Origin of the sequence: Devosia sp. MC1541 (genome assembly GCF_012847305.1) — a bacterium.
Taxonomy (GTDB): domain Bacteria; phylum Pseudomonadota; class Alphaproteobacteria; order Rhizobiales; family Devosiaceae; genus Devosia.
Map to the genome: position 1 here is coordinate 136,105 of NZ_JABBDZ010000003.1, position 14,510 is coordinate 150,614.

Annotated in this window: 17 protein-coding genes; 14 read left to right on the forward strand and 3 right to left on the reverse strand. The window is 58.0% G+C overall.

Annotated elements, in window-relative coordinates; all coding sequences use genetic code 11:
• Positions 1–97: 97 nt before the first annotated feature.
• The 10 genes from HKD40_RS05055 to HKD40_RS05100 all read left to right on the forward strand — a co-directional run bounded on the left by HKD40_RS05055 (position 98) and on the right by HKD40_RS05100 (position 7,587).
• Positions 98–2,506, forward strand: coding sequence for a putative monovalent cation/H+ antiporter subunit A (locus HKD40_RS05055; protein ID WP_349236474.1), 2,409 nt, complete (start codon positions 98–100; stop codon positions 2,504–2,506).
• Positions 2,503–2,928 carry an MnhB domain-containing protein gene (locus HKD40_RS05060; protein WP_169194644.1) on the forward strand — a complete coding sequence of 142 codons (426 nt, stop codon included), beginning with the start codon at positions 2,503–2,505 and terminating at the stop codon, positions 2,926–2,928. The genes HKD40_RS05055 and HKD40_RS05060 overlap by 4 nt, the downstream gene beginning before the upstream one ends.
• 1 nt (position 2,929) lies before the next feature.
• The gene (locus HKD40_RS05065) at positions 2,930–3,307 is read left to right on the forward strand and encodes a Na+/H+ antiporter subunit C (RefSeq protein WP_169194645.1); all 378 of its coding nucleotides are present in this window, start codon (positions 2,930–2,932) and stop codon (positions 3,305–3,307) included.
• Between the two features lie 4 nt (positions 3,308–3,311).
• Positions 3,312–4,919 carry a proton-conducting transporter membrane subunit gene (locus HKD40_RS05070; RefSeq protein ID WP_169194646.1) on the forward strand — a complete coding sequence of 536 codons (1,608 nt, stop codon included), beginning with the start codon at positions 3,312–3,314 and terminating at the stop codon, positions 4,917–4,919.
• A complete protein-coding gene (locus HKD40_RS05075; RefSeq protein WP_169194647.1) occupies positions 4,916–5,395 on the forward strand; it encodes a Na+/H+ antiporter subunit E in 480 nt (159 codons plus the stop codon). The genes HKD40_RS05070 and HKD40_RS05075 overlap by 4 nt, the downstream gene beginning before the upstream one ends.
• A 53-nt stretch (positions 5,396–5,448) precedes the next feature.
• Positions 5,449–5,700: a monovalent cation/H+ antiporter complex subunit F gene (locus HKD40_RS05080; protein ID WP_349236479.1), complete on the forward strand. Its 252-nt coding sequence runs from the start codon at positions 5,449–5,451 to the stop codon at positions 5,698–5,700.
• Complete coding sequence (mnhG, locus tag HKD40_RS05085; protein ID WP_169194814.1) at positions 5,700–6,053, forward strand: monovalent cation/H(+) antiporter subunit G; 354 nt, start codon at positions 5,700–5,702, stop codon at positions 6,051–6,053. The genes HKD40_RS05080 and mnhG overlap by 1 nt, the downstream gene beginning before the upstream one ends.
• Before the next feature lie 131 nt (positions 6,054–6,184).
• Entirely contained in the window at positions 6,185–6,604 is a 420-nt protein-coding gene (locus tag HKD40_RS05090) for a MucR family transcriptional regulator (RefSeq protein ID WP_169194649.1), read from the forward strand.
• A gap of 153 nt (positions 6,605–6,757) precedes the next feature.
• Positions 6,758–7,114: a helix-turn-helix domain-containing protein gene (locus HKD40_RS05095; RefSeq protein WP_169194650.1), complete on the forward strand. Its 357-nt coding sequence runs from the start codon at positions 6,758–6,760 to the stop codon at positions 7,112–7,114.
• Complete coding sequence (locus tag HKD40_RS05100; protein WP_169194651.1) at positions 7,111–7,587, forward strand: DUF6456 domain-containing protein; 477 nt, start codon at positions 7,111–7,113, stop codon at positions 7,585–7,587. The genes HKD40_RS05095 and HKD40_RS05100 overlap by 4 nt, the downstream gene beginning before the upstream one ends.
• A gap of 104 nt (positions 7,588–7,691) precedes the next feature.
• On the opposite strand, the gene HKD40_RS05105 is transcribed toward HKD40_RS05100, so the two are convergent.
• Positions 7,692–8,114: a SufE family protein gene (locus HKD40_RS05105; RefSeq protein WP_169194652.1), complete on the reverse strand. Its 423-nt coding sequence runs from the start codon at positions 8,112–8,114 to the stop codon at positions 7,692–7,694.
• 52 nt (positions 8,115–8,166) lie between these two features.
• A complete protein-coding gene (locus HKD40_RS05110; RefSeq protein ID WP_169194653.1) occupies positions 8,167–8,463 on the reverse strand; it encodes a hypothetical protein in 297 nt (98 codons plus the stop codon).
• Between the two features lie 319 nt (positions 8,464–8,782).
• On the opposite strand from HKD40_RS05110, the gene HKD40_RS05115 reads away from it, so the two are divergent.
• From HKD40_RS05115 to HKD40_RS05125, 3 genes are read left to right on the forward strand one after another with little or no spacing between them, the layout of a single operon-like run.
• Positions 8,783–10,591: a PAS domain-containing sensor histidine kinase gene (locus HKD40_RS05115; RefSeq protein WP_169194654.1), complete on the forward strand. Its 1,809-nt coding sequence runs from the start codon at positions 8,783–8,785 to the stop codon at positions 10,589–10,591.
• Positions 10,588–11,835: a peptidoglycan-binding domain-containing protein gene (locus HKD40_RS05120; protein ID WP_169194655.1), complete on the forward strand. Its 1,248-nt coding sequence runs from the start codon at positions 10,588–10,590 to the stop codon at positions 11,833–11,835. Before HKD40_RS05115 ends, HKD40_RS05120 begins: the two co-directional genes overlap by 4 nt.
• Positions 11,836–12,177, forward strand: a complete 342-nt coding sequence (locus HKD40_RS05125) for a DUF1491 family protein (RefSeq protein ID WP_282567618.1) — start codon at positions 11,836–11,838, stop codon at positions 12,175–12,177.
• Here the strand turns inward: HKD40_RS05125 and HKD40_RS05130 are convergent.
• Positions 12,174–13,316: a DUF2336 domain-containing protein gene (locus HKD40_RS05130; protein WP_169194657.1), complete on the reverse strand. Its 1,143-nt coding sequence runs from the start codon at positions 13,314–13,316 to the stop codon at positions 12,174–12,176. The genes HKD40_RS05125 and HKD40_RS05130 overlap by 4 nt on opposite strands.
• A 484-nt stretch (positions 13,317–13,800) precedes the next feature.
• Between HKD40_RS05130 and HKD40_RS05135 the strand changes: the two genes are divergently transcribed.
• Positions 13,801–14,496 (forward strand): hypothetical protein, encoded by a 696-nt coding sequence (locus HKD40_RS05135; protein ID WP_169194658.1) that lies wholly within the window; start codon positions 13,801–13,803, stop codon positions 14,494–14,496.
• Positions 14,497–14,510 lie beyond the last annotated feature (14 nt).

The following is a 14,510-nucleotide window of genomic DNA, read 5'->3' on the forward strand; positions in this document are numbered from 1 at the left end:
CGGCGCGGACGGATTTTGCTTGTGACAGTCCAGTCATTCTTTAAGGTCCGAATCTCGCGCGCAATAAGAATCGAACTGTTGATAAGAGGCGGTCCGCTTGGAGCTCGATACTCAAGACTATGTTGGTATGGCCGCGATCGCGCCTTTTGTTGCAGCGGTATTCGCGCCATTGCTCGGGCGGTTGTTCGGTCATATTAGTGGTTTGGCTCTGGCACTCGTCCCAGCTGCGATCTTTTACTATTTGACCGGCTTCGCGCCAGCGGTGGTTAATGGCGAAACAATTGCCACCTCGCTGGACTGGATTCCGGCCTATGGGATTGGTTTGAGCTTTTTTGTCGATGGTCTGGCGCTGGTCTTTGCACTGACCATTTCGGGCATTGGAACGCTCATCATTCTCTATGCCAGCGCTTACCTCAAGGGGCATGAACATCAGGGGCGTTTTATTGGCTTTATGCTGGCTTTTATGGGCGCCATGCTGGGCCTCGTCTTGGCCGATAGCCTGCTTGGGCTATTCGTGTTCTGGGAGCTGACCTCGATCACCTCCTTCTTGCTGATTGGGTTTGATCATAAGCGCCAGGCGGCGCGACGGGCGGCAATTCAGGCCCTGGTGATCACCAATATCGGCGGCATGTGCCTGCTCGCCGGGGCGATCCTCGTCTATGTGCTCACCGGCACTTGGGAGATGAGTGCTGTGCGCGGCATGGGCGATGTCCTGCGCGAGCATTCGCTCTATCTTGTCGTTCTGCTGTGCTTCCTCGGGGCGGCCTTTACCAAGAGTGCTCAGTTTCCGCTGCACTTCTGGTTGCCCAACGCTATGGAAGCGCCAACGCCGGTGTCGGCTTTCCTCCATTCTGCCACCATGGTGCAGGCGGGGGTATATCTTCTCGCCCGCATGACCCCAAGTCTTGGCGGAACAGCGGAGTGGATGAGCATTCTCACCATTTTTGGTGGTATCACCCTGTTGTGGGGTGCGCTGGGCGCGATCAAGCAGACCGATCTCAAACAAATCTTGGCACAAACCACCATCGCATCGCTGGGTGTGCTGGTCCTGCTGCTGGGCCTTGGCTCAAGCTATGCCGTGGCCGGTGTCGCCGTCTATTTCGTGGCGCATGCCTGCTATAAGGCGGGCCTGTTTATGGTCGCGGGCGCGGTGGATCATGAAACAGGTACGCGCGAGATCACCGCCCTCGGCGGCTTGCGCAACGCAATGCCTGTGACTTTTGCGGGCGCTGTGCTCGGCGCTCTCTCGATGATCGGCTTGCCGCTCACCCTTGGCTATTTCGCCAAGGAAGAAATGTATGCGGGGCTCCTCTCTGGCGAGTGGACAGTTTTGCTGACGCTGGCGGTGCTGCTGCTTGGCAATGGTCTCTTGGCGGGTGTGGCAATGATCGTGATGATCAAGCCGTTCATGGGGCCACAGATCGATACGCCCAAGCATGCGCACGAGGCTCCGATTGCTATGCTGGTCGGGCCGGTTTTGCTCGGCGTGATCGGTGTGCTGCTTGGTGCGATGCCGGGCTTTGTTGGTGCCAATATTCTGGAGCCCGCTGCGAGCGCCATTCGCGGAAGCGGTGTTGAAAGCCATTTGTCTTTGGCGATCGATGTCACCTCGCCGTTGGTCTGGCTCTCGATTGCCACTTGGGCCGTTGGTGTGGTCGCCTATCTGCAAGCCAATCGTTTGCGCAGCATGCTTCGCAAGTTTGACGCGGCAATTGGCTGGACGGCAGACACTGTGTTCGATCGTGTCATGTTCGGCCTCATTCGCTTTTCGGCGCGGGTGACGCAAACCCTGCATCACGGCAAGCTGGAGATCTATCTCGTCGTCGTCTTCTGCGCCTTGGGGCTGGCCTTGTTTGGGCCGATGCTGGCTTGGGGCGGGTTCGACTGGCTGGTGCCGACCCGTGACTTGGGTGACTGGAGCCAGCGGCTTGTGCTGCCGAGCCTCCATTTTTACGAGTGGGCGATTTTCATTACGGCGATCATCGGGCTGGTGGCAGTGCTGTGCGCTCCGACGCGCCTCGTCGCCATTCTGGCGCTGGGCGTGCAGGGCACGTCGGTTGCGCTGATCTTCCTGATCTTTGGTGCGCCGGATTTGGCCTTCACCCAGCTGATGGTGGAAGTGCTTTCGGTGGTAGTGCTGACCTTTGTCATGAGCCGTCTACGGCTTGATGTGAAGGATCATCGGCCGTTTGAAGACTGGGCGCGCGACGGCACGATTGCCATCATTTGCGGGGCCGGGGTGAGTCTTCTCTTGATGCTGGTGCTCAACGGCGAGTTGAACACGCGTCTTTCGGACTTCTTCATCCAGACCAGCGTGCCGATTGCCCATGGCCATAACATCGTTAACGTCATTCTCGTCGACTATCGCGGCTTTGATACCCTGGGTGAGATCGCTGTGGTGATGGGCGCAGGCATGGCCATTCTGGCGCTGCTGCGTCGCCCCAAGAAAGAGCCTGTGGCGAAGAAGACTCCAGTGCCGCGCAAGGCCAAGAAGGTGACGCCATGAACACCGTCATTTTCCGCACGCTGGCGCCGCTGATCGTGGCGACCATGTTGGTCTTCTCCTGGTACATTTGCCTGCGTGGTCACAATGAGCCGGGCGGGGGCTTTATCGGTGGGTTGATCGCTGCGTCCGCCATTGCCGTTTACGGCATGGCTGTGGGCGTGCCGACGGTACGCAAAGCGCTGCGGCTTGATCCGCTGGCCTTCGCCGGGATTGGCGTGCTGCTGGCGGGGGCCTCGGGCCTATTGAGCGTCTTTATCGATGCGCCGTTCATGACCTCGATCTGGTGGTTCATGAGCGTGGGCGGCAATGAGGTGGCGCTATCGACGCCAATGTTCTTCGATATTGGCGTTTATCTCGTCGTCTTCGGCACGATCTCGGCCATTTCGCTTTCCCTTGAAAGCGACCGTGAGGAGGACCTGTAAAATGGACTATATTCTTGCGGGCCTCGTCGGGCTTTTCATTGCGCTGGGGGTCTATCTGCTGTTGTCGCGTTCGGTGATCCGGATGCTGATCGGCATGACCATTTTCGGCAATGGCGTCAATTTGCTGATTTTCACCAGTGGTCGTGTGACCCGCGAAGTCGCGCCGATTGTGCCTTGGGGACAGAGCGTGCCGGAGGGCGTGATCGCCAATCCATTGCCGCAAGCGCTGATCCTGACGGCCATTGTTATCGGCTTTTCGATGTTCGCCTTTTTGCTGGTGCTGGCGTTCCGCGCCTATCAGAGCCTTGATGCCGACAATACTGACACCATGCGCCTCGCCGAGCCGAAAGACGCTCCGCAGCCGCCGCTGAGCTATTGATCCGATGGCAAGTCCTTCTACCTCTCCAGTCGATACCACGGGCGCAATGATCGAAATGGCGACGCCACTTGCCGATTGGGTGCTGGTGCTGCCCGTCGCTCTGGCACTGATGGGTGCTGCTGCGCTGTTGGCGCTGCGTCAGATCAATAAGGCGCCGCTGATTGGCGCGCTGATCATCGTCGGCGTGATCATCGCCTGCGAAGTGCAACTTCTGCTCGACGTTGTGGCCAACGGGCCGGCGAGCATGACCATGGGCAAGTGGTTCCCGCCTTTCGGGATTGCTCTGACGGCAGATCTGTTTGGCGCGACTTTCGCGCTGGTCGCTTCCATCGTCACCTTCGTGGTGTTGATTTATGCTGAGGCCGACCGAGCAGAAGCGGACAGTAAGGACGCATTCCATTCGCAGGTGCTGCTGTTGCTCGCGGGTGTGACGGGGGCGTTCCTGACCGGCGACCTCTTCAATCTCTATGTCTGGTTTGAAGTGATGCTGATCGCGTCCTTTGGCCTTTTGGTACAGGGATCGCGTCCGCTTCAGCTCGATGGGGCGATTAAATACGGCTTTCTGAACTTCCTCGCGACGACGCTGTTTCTGCTCTCGCTCGGCCTGACCTATGGTTCGGTCGGGACGCTCAATATGGCTGATATTTTGCTGCTGGCGCCCAGCGCGAATCCGGCCGCTATGGCGGGTATCGCTGCGCTGCTGCTCTTGGCCTTCGGCATGAAGGCGGCGGCGTTTCCGGTCAATGCGTGGCTTCCGGCGTCTTATCACACGCCAGCGCCAGCCGTGTCGGCGCTGTTTGCTGGGCTCCTCACCAAGATTGGCGTCTATGCGCTCATTCGCTCGTTGGTGGCCGTGTTGCCGGGGAGCCGCGAGCTGCTCGAGCCGGTCATTGCCGCGCTGGTCATTGGAACGCTGCTGGTGGCTCCGCTCGGGGCGATTGCCGAAACCAATTTGCGGCGGGCTATTGGATTTTTCGTTATCGGCGGGATTGGCGCGGCCATGGTCGGCCTGGCTATTCCAAGCGAGACGGGTCTGGCCGGATCAGGCCTCTATATCGTCCACGCCATTTTGACCATGACCGCACTCTACATGGTGGTTGGCGTGATCGAGAAAGTGACGGGGCAGACCAATACGCGCAAAATGGGCGGGCTTTATGCCAAGCATGCGCCGCTGTCGGTGTTGTTTCTTGTTCTGGTGCTGGCCGCAGCGGGCGTGCCGCCGTTTCTTGGGTTCTGGCCAAAACTTCTGCTTCTGGAAGCCAGCTTTGCAGATGGCGTTGCGGGCGAGGGGAGCTGGGTGGGCAATTGGTTGCTGTGGTCGCTGCTGATCAATGCTGTGCTGACTTTGATTGCGGGTACGCGCCTCTGGGCCCATGTGTTCTGGCGCAATGGACCGGAGGGGGAGACATCCGAGCATGTGAGCAGCACGGTGCTGCCGCTTGGGAAGCGCGGGCAGATTGGCCTTGGCGCGGTGGGCGGTCTTACCGTGGCGATCATCTTGCTGGGCCTGTGGCCGGGCCCCCTGATGGCCAATATTAAGCAGGGCGCGGCCGACATCGTTGACCCAAGCCGCTATATTGCAGCCACCAATCTGGCAGAGGACGGGAAATGAGTACTGTCGCCACAATTATTGTCATGGCCCTGCTCTGGGCCGGGATAAACGGCAATTTCACTCTCGCCAATCTGCTGTTCGGCGCGGTGATCGGGCTGGTGGCGGTGCTGTTGCTGCGACAGAACTTGTTTAGCCCCGGGGTGAGCAAGCGGGCGATGCGCATCGCTCGGCTGGCCGGGAGCTTTGCCTATGAGCTTATGGCGAGCGCTGTGAAGGTGGCTGTACTGGTGGCGCGGCCTGACATGCACAAAGTCATTCGTCCGGCCTTTGTAAAAGTGCCGCTGACTGTGACATCTGAGGCTGAGATTACAATCCTAGCCAATCTCGTGACGCTGACGCCCGGAACACTGAGTGTTGATGTTTCAGAGGACAAGAAGTTTCTCTATGTCCACACGATTAGCCTCGAGAGCCGGGACGCGCTCATCGCTGAAATTGCCAATGGCTTTGAGAAGCAGGTCAAGGAGGTGTTTCAGTGACACCCGAAATCGCACTTGATTGGGCAAGTCTGATCGCGCTGACGTTACTGTCTATGGCGTTGCTCTTGTCTGTTATCCGTATCATTATTGGGCCAACACTAGGCGATCGCGTGTTGGCGCTCGATTTACTAACAGTTATTGCGATGGGCTTGATTGCCGCAGTGGCTGTTCGGACGGGGCTGATGCTGTATTTGGATATAGCTATCGCGGTCGCGCTTTTAGGCTTTCTCGCCACTATTGCTCTGGCGCGATACATCCTGATTAAAGCGGGGCAGAAATCACGTATTGGACAGGAAGTTGAATGATGCTGTCTCAGCTTCTAATATATTTTGGATGTATTGTTCTTGTTTGTGGTGCGGCATTTTCCTTTTTAGCCGCTGTTGGCGTCTTGCGTCTTCCCGATCTTTATACAAGAATGCACGCGGCGTCTAAAGCAGGTGCGGTCGGTGGCGGTTTGGTGTTGCTGGCCGTTGCTTTTTTAAGTCAAGACGTCGCAGTCTCATTGCGGGCCTTTATTGGAATTAGTTTCTTACTGCTGACCACTCCGGTGTCAGCGCATTTATTGGCGCGTGCCAGCTACTTTGCCGGTCACAGTCCAAATAAAAACACGATACTCGATGAATTTGGCTCAGCGCGCGAAATATCTCAGGATCGATAAAACGCGACAATACGTTCATCTTCCTGCTGCTTGCGGGGGTTGCGCTAGCTAGTAAACGGTTTTAACAGGTGAAGTATGACGGGTCTGCCCCTGACACCGTCCAAATAGAAAAATAATCGAAAGGTTGAAAAATGAACGACGATACCGGCTCGTTCGTCAGTGCTGAATCTGACTTGGTTGAACTCAGCACCGAAATCGTCTCTGCATACGTGAGCCACAATGCTGTTAGCCCCGGTGATCTGCCGCGTCTAATTTCTGATGTTCACAATGCTCTGCGTACACTGCGCACCAACGAACCTGCTGTTCAGGTTGAAGAGCTCAAGCCAGCTGTTCCTGTTCGCAAGTCTGTTAACAACGACTACATCATCTGCCTCGAAGACGGTAAGAAGTTTAAGTCGCTGAAGCGCCACCTGCGCACCCACTACAACTTGTCGCCAGAAGAATACCGCGAAAAGTGGGGCCTGCCTGCAGATTACCCAATGGTCGCTCCAAGCTATTCGGCAACACGCTCGAAGCTGGCGAAGGACAACGGTCTGGGCCGCAAGGCTTAAGTTACTGTCCTGAAATAAGAATTCTGTAAGTGGCCGCTCCTTTGGAGTGGCCATTTCCTTTTGTAATTTACTCTCTTTTGCCGAACTTATCCCCGCTCGCTAGCTTTGCTGGATTATTAGGACTATCGTCCTAGTAGTTATCGGAAGCTAATCATGCACTCATTGAGCGTATCTGCTTCGGATCGGGCAAATAACTTAGTTCACATCGCGCCACGCGATCTTTCTGTAAGGCGCATCGTTGAACTGGTCGCTCGCGAGAAGCGCACACCTATTCGACTGCTAATAAACAAATCCCGTTGTCGAGCTGAAACTGCATTTGCGCGGCAACTGGCGATGTATCTGTGCCATGTGTGCCTCGGGCTGACCTTGACCGCTGTGGGGGCGGCATTTGGGCGGGATAGGACCACTGTCTCGTATGCCTGCGCTTTGATCGAAGATATGCGCGATGATCCGGCTTTCGAAACGGAAGTCTTTCGGCTGGAAAGCTTGATTGAAGGGGCCGGGGCATGAGCGGGGCTCTGCCGGACCCGATCCTTCGGCTTGCCAAGGGCAGCGGCGCGCAATTGTTTTTACTCGACCATCATGTGGAGGCGGCGCGGCGGTTGACTGCGCTGTTTTGGAGAGCGCGTCTCAACCAGCGGGTGACCATGTCTTATGACCCGACGCGCATTGGCAATAAAGCAGGCGGTGCGCCGCAAGGAGATATGGCGCTGAGTGCGGCCGAAGCGCGGGCACAGTTAAACCGGCTGGCGCAAACACTCCCGCGGGACTGCTGGGCGGTGCTCAGTGACGTGTGTTTCTATCAGCTCGGACTGCAAGATATTGAAACGCAGAGGCAATGGCCACGTCGGGGCGCGAAGCTGGTGCTGCGGATCGCGCTTGAGCACCTAGCGGAGCGCTGGGGGATCAATGCGCGGGCTGTCGGTGAGGGGCAGGGGGTGAAGGGCTGGTTGCTTGAGCGGCCCGCGATGTTCCCGGACTGAGGTGTTGCGGGGCAATTCAACCTAGTACGCGACGCGCAGATGCGGCGATGGCGTGTGAGTTTGCCGAAAAGCCGCTGATGCAGCGGCTTCGGCGGTTTGGCGACTTAGGCAGCTTGCGCTTGAGCGCGGATGCGATTGACCATCGATATCAGGCCATTGCTGCGCTGGGTGGTGAGATGCTCACGCAGGCCCATCTCGTCAAAGATAGCCATCGCGTCAGTGGCCGCGATTTCCGAAGCCGGGCGATCCGAATAAAGAGCGAGCAGCACAGCGACGAGGCCCTGAACGATCATAGCGTCGCTTTCGCCCTTGATGTGGAACACCGGGCCAGCATCGGACGGGGTCTGCTCGACGGCGAGCCAGACTTGGGCCACGCAACCGCTGACCTTGTTCTCGGGCACACGCTGGGCGTCGGAGAGTTTGGGGAGGGCCTTGCCGAGCTCGATGATATATTCGAACTGGTCTTCCCAATCGTCTAGGAAAGACAGGTTCTCGGCGATTTCCTGGAATTTTTGAGGCTGGGTCATAAAGCACTATCTAAGAGATGGTGTGCGCGAGCGCCAGAGCCTCTTGTAGAGATTAGATGAGATCGGCAGGGCGCGGAACGGGCATGGTGACGGTGACGAGCTTGCCGGCCGCCGGCAGCTCTTCGGGCAGGGGCGGCACTACCGAGTTTAGAGCGACAGTGGCGACGGCTTTGCCCGTGACGCATTCCCAAGAATCGCAGGGAATTGATTCTACGCCCTTGGCGACTTGGGCGGTGCCGACAGCGACAGCCTGTGTTGCAGTCGCGGTGGCGCGATCCCTCAATTCAGCGCTTGGGGCGATGATGATGAAGGCCAATGTGAGCCAAAATGCGCAGCGCAAAAGGAACATGATCGCCAATCCCCCTAGGGAATCCGTAGGTTAGGCGCACCCTAGCGCGGATTAGCTACAATCTGTTGGACCTTTTGTAGAAAGGTTGAATCAATTGCGACCACGGGGGGTGCCTTGGCAATAACCTGTTTACGCTGTTTTTTGAAACACGGTCGAAACTCCCCATAAAGCGTTAGACGCCCCCCGAGTTTAAACCTGCATTAGAGGTTGGCGGACGAGGTTGCTCACATACGAGACCCGATCAGTCGGGCGAGGGCGGCAGAGCCCACATCTGAACCCAACAGTTCAGACAGGCGTCGGTAGTGTGAGTAGTGTGTTGATGCGTAACTTCAGTCTCTTCGGAGCCAAATGGGGCAATACCCTTGCCTCGCTGGACACGGGTAGTTTCCCAGAAGTCATGCGCTTGCAGGCCATCGGAAATACCGCACGCATTTTCATCGTCGTTGCCCTGGTCGGCATGTTCCCCGCTGTTTACGGCCTTGTGTCGGGCTCGGGCGTTGCCTTTATTCTGGCGGCAAGCGTGCTGGCAGGTGGTTTGATCGCGCTCTCTATGGTGCGCGCGGGCCGCTATGACGCCGCTGCTGCTGCCAATGTTACAGTTCTTATGGCCTCTGGCCTGGTGCTCTCCGTTGCCGATCGCGCCTTGGTCGACGCTGGCCTTGCGGTCGCGCTGCTCGGTCCGGTTCTGGCCGTACTGACCACCAAGACGCGTCTGCGCGTTGTCAGCTGGATCATGCTGGCGCCAATTCTGATGATCAGCATCAGCGCTTCGCTGCTTGGCCTGCCGCGCGTTATGGACAGTGCACTGGCGTTGCAGATCGCGGGCATGTTGGCCTTCGTTGTGAGCTGCGGGATCGTCACCTATTCGGCGCACTGCGTCAGCCAGCGGGCTGACAGCCAGGAAAAGGCGCAGATGAACGCATACCGCCATTTGGTGGAGCATGTTCAGGACGCCGTGCTGCGCTTTGGCACTGACGGCATCGTGCTGCTTGCGTCGCGCGCTTCGGAAAGCCTGTTTGGTTGCCCACGCTATCAGATCAGCGGTCGTGGCCTCGGCGAGCGTCTGCATGTGCTGGATCGCCCTGTATTCCTGACCGCATTCGCCGATGCTTCTGAAGGCAGACGTAGCCGCACGATTGAAGCGCGTGTGCGCCAGGAAGACCCACGGTCGAACTCCAATGTGCCGCGCTTCGTGTGGTGCGAAATTCAGCTTTCGCCCATTCTGGAAGAAGAAGCTAAGGCTGGTCGTCACGATGTTATTGGCTTGCTGCGCGATATTACGGCGCGCAAGGATGCCGAAGTGACGATGAGCGAAGCCCGTCGCGCTGCTGAAGATGCCTCGCAAGCCAAGTCGCGTTTCCTCGCCACCATCGGGCATGAACTGCGCACGCCGCTCAATGCTGTGGTCGGTTTTTCGGAAATGATGACCTCGGGGATCGGTGGCGAGCTTTCGCCTTCGCATATGGAATATGCGACACTGATCAAGCAGAGCGGTCGTCACCTTCTCGACGTGGTGGGCATGTTGCTCGACATGTCGCGTATCGAAGCGGGCAAGTTTGAAATTCATGCCGAGCCGCTGGTTCCGGCAGAGATTGTTCCGGCTTGCGTGTCCATGGTCGACACAATGGCTCAGGAGCGCCGCGTCTCGCTGCGTACGGATGTGGAGCAGGGCCTGCCGACGCTGCACGCTGATGAGCGTGTCTGCCGCCAGATTCTGATCAACCTCCTCTCTAACGCCATAAAGTTCAGCCATGAAGGCGGCGATGTGGCGGTGTCCGTCAAGCGTCAGGGCCAGTCGATCAATATCTCGGTTCGAGACAATGGTATCGGCATGGCACCAGCGGCACTCGCCCGCATTGGCGAGCCTTTCTTCCAGGTGCAAGATGGCCTGAACCGCACATACGAAGGCACGGGGCTTGGCCTCTCCATCGTTAAGGGAATGGTCGAACTGCACGGGGGCACATTACGTGCCATGTCAGAGATCGGGGCGGGGACGACGATTACCGTCCTCCTGCCGATCGCAGGACCAAATGGTGGCCTTGAAACCGCCGAAGTCCTTCCTCTTCATCGTGAGCCACAGGCTGCATCCACACTCTCATGGCCAAGCGAAAAAAGAAAAGCACAATGACAACGAACACCCTTTCCCAGCTTCCGCTGATGGCGGGGAGCGTTGTGGTTACGACCTTGACCAAAGCTGGTTATTGGTCGTTTGACCGCTATATGCGCGCGCCATTGGCATCCACGGCTGTTCTTGCCATGGTGACCCTGTCGGCAATGGCGGGCAGCAATGCGCTGTTCATGCAAACGACCGAACATCCGTCGCCATTTTTCGTGCAGACCAGCCAGGTCAATGCCGTCATGCCGACGCCTGTTGTCGATCGACCTGCATTGGAAGAGGTCGCGCTCGCGCCAGCACAGCAGACTGTTCTGACCCAGCCGACGCAGACCCCAACCTATGCCAGTGCGCCTGTGCAGAACGCGGTGCCGGACGAGCCAGTGGGCAATGCGCAGATGTTCGCCGTGCAGAAGAAGCTGGTCGAACTGCAGCTGTTCGCTGGCAAGGTCGACGGCTATTACGGCCCACAGACCGCCGCCGCTATCCGCCAGTTCCAGAATCGCAATGGGATGAACCCAACGGGTTCTGCTGACAAATCTGTTGTCGATGCTATTCTGAATTCTGATGCAGCAGGCCGTGTGTCTGGTGCTCGCTCGCAGCCCGTGCAGGAACAGGCGATTACGACGCCAATCCGCACGCCAGAGCCAGTGCAGCAGGTCTATTATGCGCCAGCGCCAGCACCTGTGCCGGTGGTGCAGCCTGCGCCGCAGCCAGAAATGATCGCGCCGCCTGTTCAGCCGCAGGCTGTCGTTTTGCCACCAATTGCGCCGCCGACGCCGGAAGTCGCGCCTGTGGTTCAACCGCAGCCGCAAGTTGCGCATGCCGCAGCGACGACAATCGATGGCATTTTGGCCAATATGAGTTCGCCCGAAGCTGCGCCAACAACGCCGACTCCATCGGTTGCGCTGATGGCTCAGCCAGTGGTCGCATCAGCGCCGCAGCCCGCACCGACGCTTGTCGCGTCGCTAGAGCCTGCTCAGCCGCCAACTCCAGTTGCGGCTCCAGCACCTGCTGCGACCGCGACGCCGGTTGCTGAAACCGTGAAGGTTTTGCCTGCGAACGACGCAGAACTGGTGATGCAGATCCAGCGTGGCTTGGCCAGCCTCGGGTTCTTCCGAGCGCCAATCGACGGCAAGCCGGGGCCGGAAACGGCGCGCGCGATCCGCGAGTTCGAGAACTTCCATCGCTACAAGATGACCGGCCAGGTTCAGCCTGATCTGGTGGATCTGTTGGTGACTGCGGGCGCGACGATCTAAGTGGGACGCCTCAGAAGCGATCTGTGGTGCATGGCGTTTGTGCGCCGCCACAATGATCTGGGCAATATGTGTGTGCTTGCGCGGCGAGGGGACCCCATCGCCGGGCAGGTTTTCATCGAGATCGATCATCTCGATGGAACACGGAGCCTGTTTACGCCCGCGCCCATGCTGAGCGCTGGAGATGGGGCGGGGCTGGTGTTTCAGCGCCGCTTTTCCCATGTGGACCTGCTCAAAGTGCGTGATCGCATCAACCAAGAGACTGAGTTTGACCCCGATCTCTGGGTAATTAGCCTTGATATGCGCGGGGATGACCCGGGTATTGATATCGTCGAGCCGCGTTAAACGGCGCGACGAATACCAATCTTGGCCAAAGCGTCGATTGCCTGATCGACAATGGCATTGTGCGCAGTGGCCAGCTTGGCGGTCCGCTTGCTGTCCTGATTGAGTGGCACGTATTCTGGCTTGGTCAGCTCCAGCAGGTTCACTTCACCACGCCAAGCGCTCATCAGATAGGCCATGGAGGCCGGAGCGATGTCGTTGAACAGGATGGCAAACTCGGCCAGCGACTTGGAACGATCACCGTCCTGGCTGGTGGCGTGGATCAGCACTTTCAAGCCATCGTAAGACGTCGCACCAAAAGCGCGCAGGATGACGAAAAGCGATGCGCCGGTCACGTCGTGGGCGATCTGGCCGCACCGCACTTCATCCAGACCCGTGATCTGCGACAAGAGCTTGGTGACTTCGGGGCGACGGTTCTCGGTGAAGAGTTTCATCAGCGCCTTGGTTAGATCAGCCGTAGCGACGGAGAGCTGCTCAATGGTGCGGGCGATTGGAGCCACTGGGGTAGAGCGGTGGGCAAAAGAGCGAATGACCTTGATGCGGTTTTCATCGGAAAGGTCAAAGAAGGCCGGTGCGAGCAGGCCAGCGTCAAAATCTTCGCGATTGCCGAGAGCTTCTGCAACCAAGTGATCCATGGTCGCCGAACGGGCCAAGGCGCTGACAAAAGCGCCCTTTGGCACAATGTGCAAGTTCGCTGCGAGCGCGCGATAAACTTTGCGCGAATTCATCTGGAAGAGCTTGGACAAGACAGCGTCGGTCATGTCGCCACGCGTGGCGATGGCTGCGGCTGCCGGTGCACCGAAACGCTCGAGCAGGGTGAACATGGTCTGTTCGGACAGCTCTGGCGCGCTGCGCAGGAAATCAATCAGATCGTCGCCAATGTTCTCGATGACGAGGTTTTCGAGCATGGGAGACAGATGTTCGGCGCGCCCGAGAAGGGCTGCGGCCTTAGAACGAGCCTGATCTGTCGCGGCCGGGAAGAGGCGCGCTGCCAGAGTTTCAAACTGTTCCATTTCGGGAATGGTTGGCTTGCCGCGGCGGGCGTATGCATCACACGCGGCGATGAGCAGCGTGTTGGTGCGATCGACACCACCCGTTTCAATCAGAAGCTGAAATGTCTCGTACGGCTGAAAACCAAGCATTTGCGGCGGAACCACTGAATCACAATTTACATCAAAACCGATGCTGACCCACCATTGCTGGCAATTCGTTAATAGGCTGTTAACCTTGACGATCTCTTAATGGCATTTGCGCGAGGGGCGTCGCGCAGGACGATCAACTTCCAACTCGCTGCCCTCACTGGAAAGGGGGAGTGGCGCACAATGGAGGCCATTTTGGCTGATGTGTTGCATATAGACGGGCGCAGAAGGCGCCAGACTAAGCCACAACTGAAAAGCGTTGACGCCCAGATATTACTGTTTACTGGGGTGCGCTACGAACGCGGCTCTTTAACACCTGAAACGAACCTAGATGCCAAAAGGCGCAAGCGAAAGCGCGGATAGAATTTTTAGAATCGGCCAGCGGTTAGTCCTTGGCGCGATTGTGGCTGCGGCTCTCGCCGGTTGCGTTGCGCGACCAGTGAGCGACTTCGGCCGGGCGCGGCCAAGTTTTACACAGGATACGGCAATGCCTGCTGTTGGTGGTGTGATTGCTAAGATCCGCAAGGAGCCGGTGTCCAACTTCAACATGACCGACCAAGAGCGGGAAATGCATAACCGCACTTGGCGCTTCGTCACGGCTGCGCACAGCAAGGATTGGCTGTTCGATGGCGCGGTGGAGTTGCAACGGACACGGTTGAGTTCGGCCACCGACTTCCGGTTCACCGAAGAACGCTATTACAATTGGCTGCGCAACGAACAATACAACTCGTCGCGGACCCGCTATTCCACCGTTGGTCGGCATATTCTGGCCGATCTCGATACGGTGAGCAGCACTTTCGCATCGATTTGTGCCGTGGTGGAAGTCGATCGCCAGCGCCAGATTGCGGCGTCTAGCCTGCCAGCGGTTGGGACCGATGTGCGCACCAATATGCAGGCGCGCAAAACCGAAAACGATTGGCATATCGACTGGTTCGTGCGGGCACTGAACTATCGCTATCTCAGCTATTCCTATGCGCTTGATCATTTGCTGGTGGAAACGCCGCATGAGCAATCCATGGGCGTCGATGAGAACCTGCGCAAGCTCCGGCCTTGGGTTGACCGGGCCAACCGTCATGACTTCTGCGGTGATGGTGGCAATGGCGCCAATCGTGGGCCAAGCTTCACAATACCGTCGCGTTATCAGACTATGGCGATTGATCGAGAGAACATCGTTCCGAAATGATGTGAGCACGGGGT

Bases quoted from the DNA above. Each gene is read 5' to 3' on its own strand.
- HKD40_RS05070 (WP_169194646.1), top strand. From the start codon at position 3,312: ATGGCAAGTCCTTCTACCTCTCCAGTCGATACCACGGGCGCAATGATC.
- HKD40_RS05075 (WP_169194647.1), top strand. From the start codon at position 4,916: ATGAGTACTGTCGCCACAATTATTGTCATGGCCCTGCTCTGGGCCGGG.
- HKD40_RS05090 (WP_169194649.1), top strand. From the start codon at position 6,185: ATGAACGACGATACCGGCTCGTTCGTCAGTGCTGAATCTGACTTGGTT.
- HKD40_RS05095 (WP_169194650.1), top strand. From the start codon at position 6,758: ATGCACTCATTGAGCGTATCTGCTTCGGATCGGGCAAATAACTTAGTT.
- HKD40_RS05105 (WP_169194652.1), bottom strand. From the start codon at position 8,114: ATGACCCAGCCTCAAAAATTCCAGGAAATCGCCGAGAACCTGTCTTTC.
- HKD40_RS05110 (WP_169194653.1), bottom strand. From the start codon at position 8,463: ATGTTCCTTTTGCGCTGCGCATTTTGGCTCACATTGGCCTTCATCATC.
- HKD40_RS05115 (WP_169194654.1), top strand. From the start codon at position 8,783: ATGCGTAACTTCAGTCTCTTCGGAGCCAAATGGGGCAATACCCTTGCC.
- HKD40_RS05100 (WP_169194651.1), top strand. From the start codon at position 7,111: ATGAGCGGGGCTCTGCCGGACCCGATCCTTCGGCTTGCCAAGGGCAGC.
- HKD40_RS05065 (WP_169194645.1), top strand. From the start codon at position 2,930: ATGGACTATATTCTTGCGGGCCTCGTCGGGCTTTTCATTGCGCTGGGG.
- HKD40_RS05135 (WP_169194658.1), top strand. From the start codon at position 13,801: ATGCCTGCTGTTGGTGGTGTGATTGCTAAGATCCGCAAGGAGCCGGTG.
- HKD40_RS05060 (WP_169194644.1), top strand. From the start codon at position 2,503: ATGAACACCGTCATTTTCCGCACGCTGGCGCCGCTGATCGTGGCGACC.
- HKD40_RS05130 (WP_169194657.1), bottom strand. From the start codon at position 13,316: ATGCTTGGTTTTCAGCCGTACGAGACATTTCAGCTTCTGATTGAAACG.
- HKD40_RS05120 (WP_169194655.1), top strand. From the start codon at position 10,588: ATGACAACGAACACCCTTTCCCAGCTTCCGCTGATGGCGGGGAGCGTT.
- mnhG (WP_169194814.1), top strand. From the start codon at position 5,700: ATGCTGTCTCAGCTTCTAATATATTTTGGATGTATTGTTCTTGTTTGT.
- HKD40_RS05080 (WP_349236479.1), top strand. From the start codon at position 5,449: ATGGCGTTGCTCTTGTCTGTTATCCGTATCATTATTGGGCCAACACTA.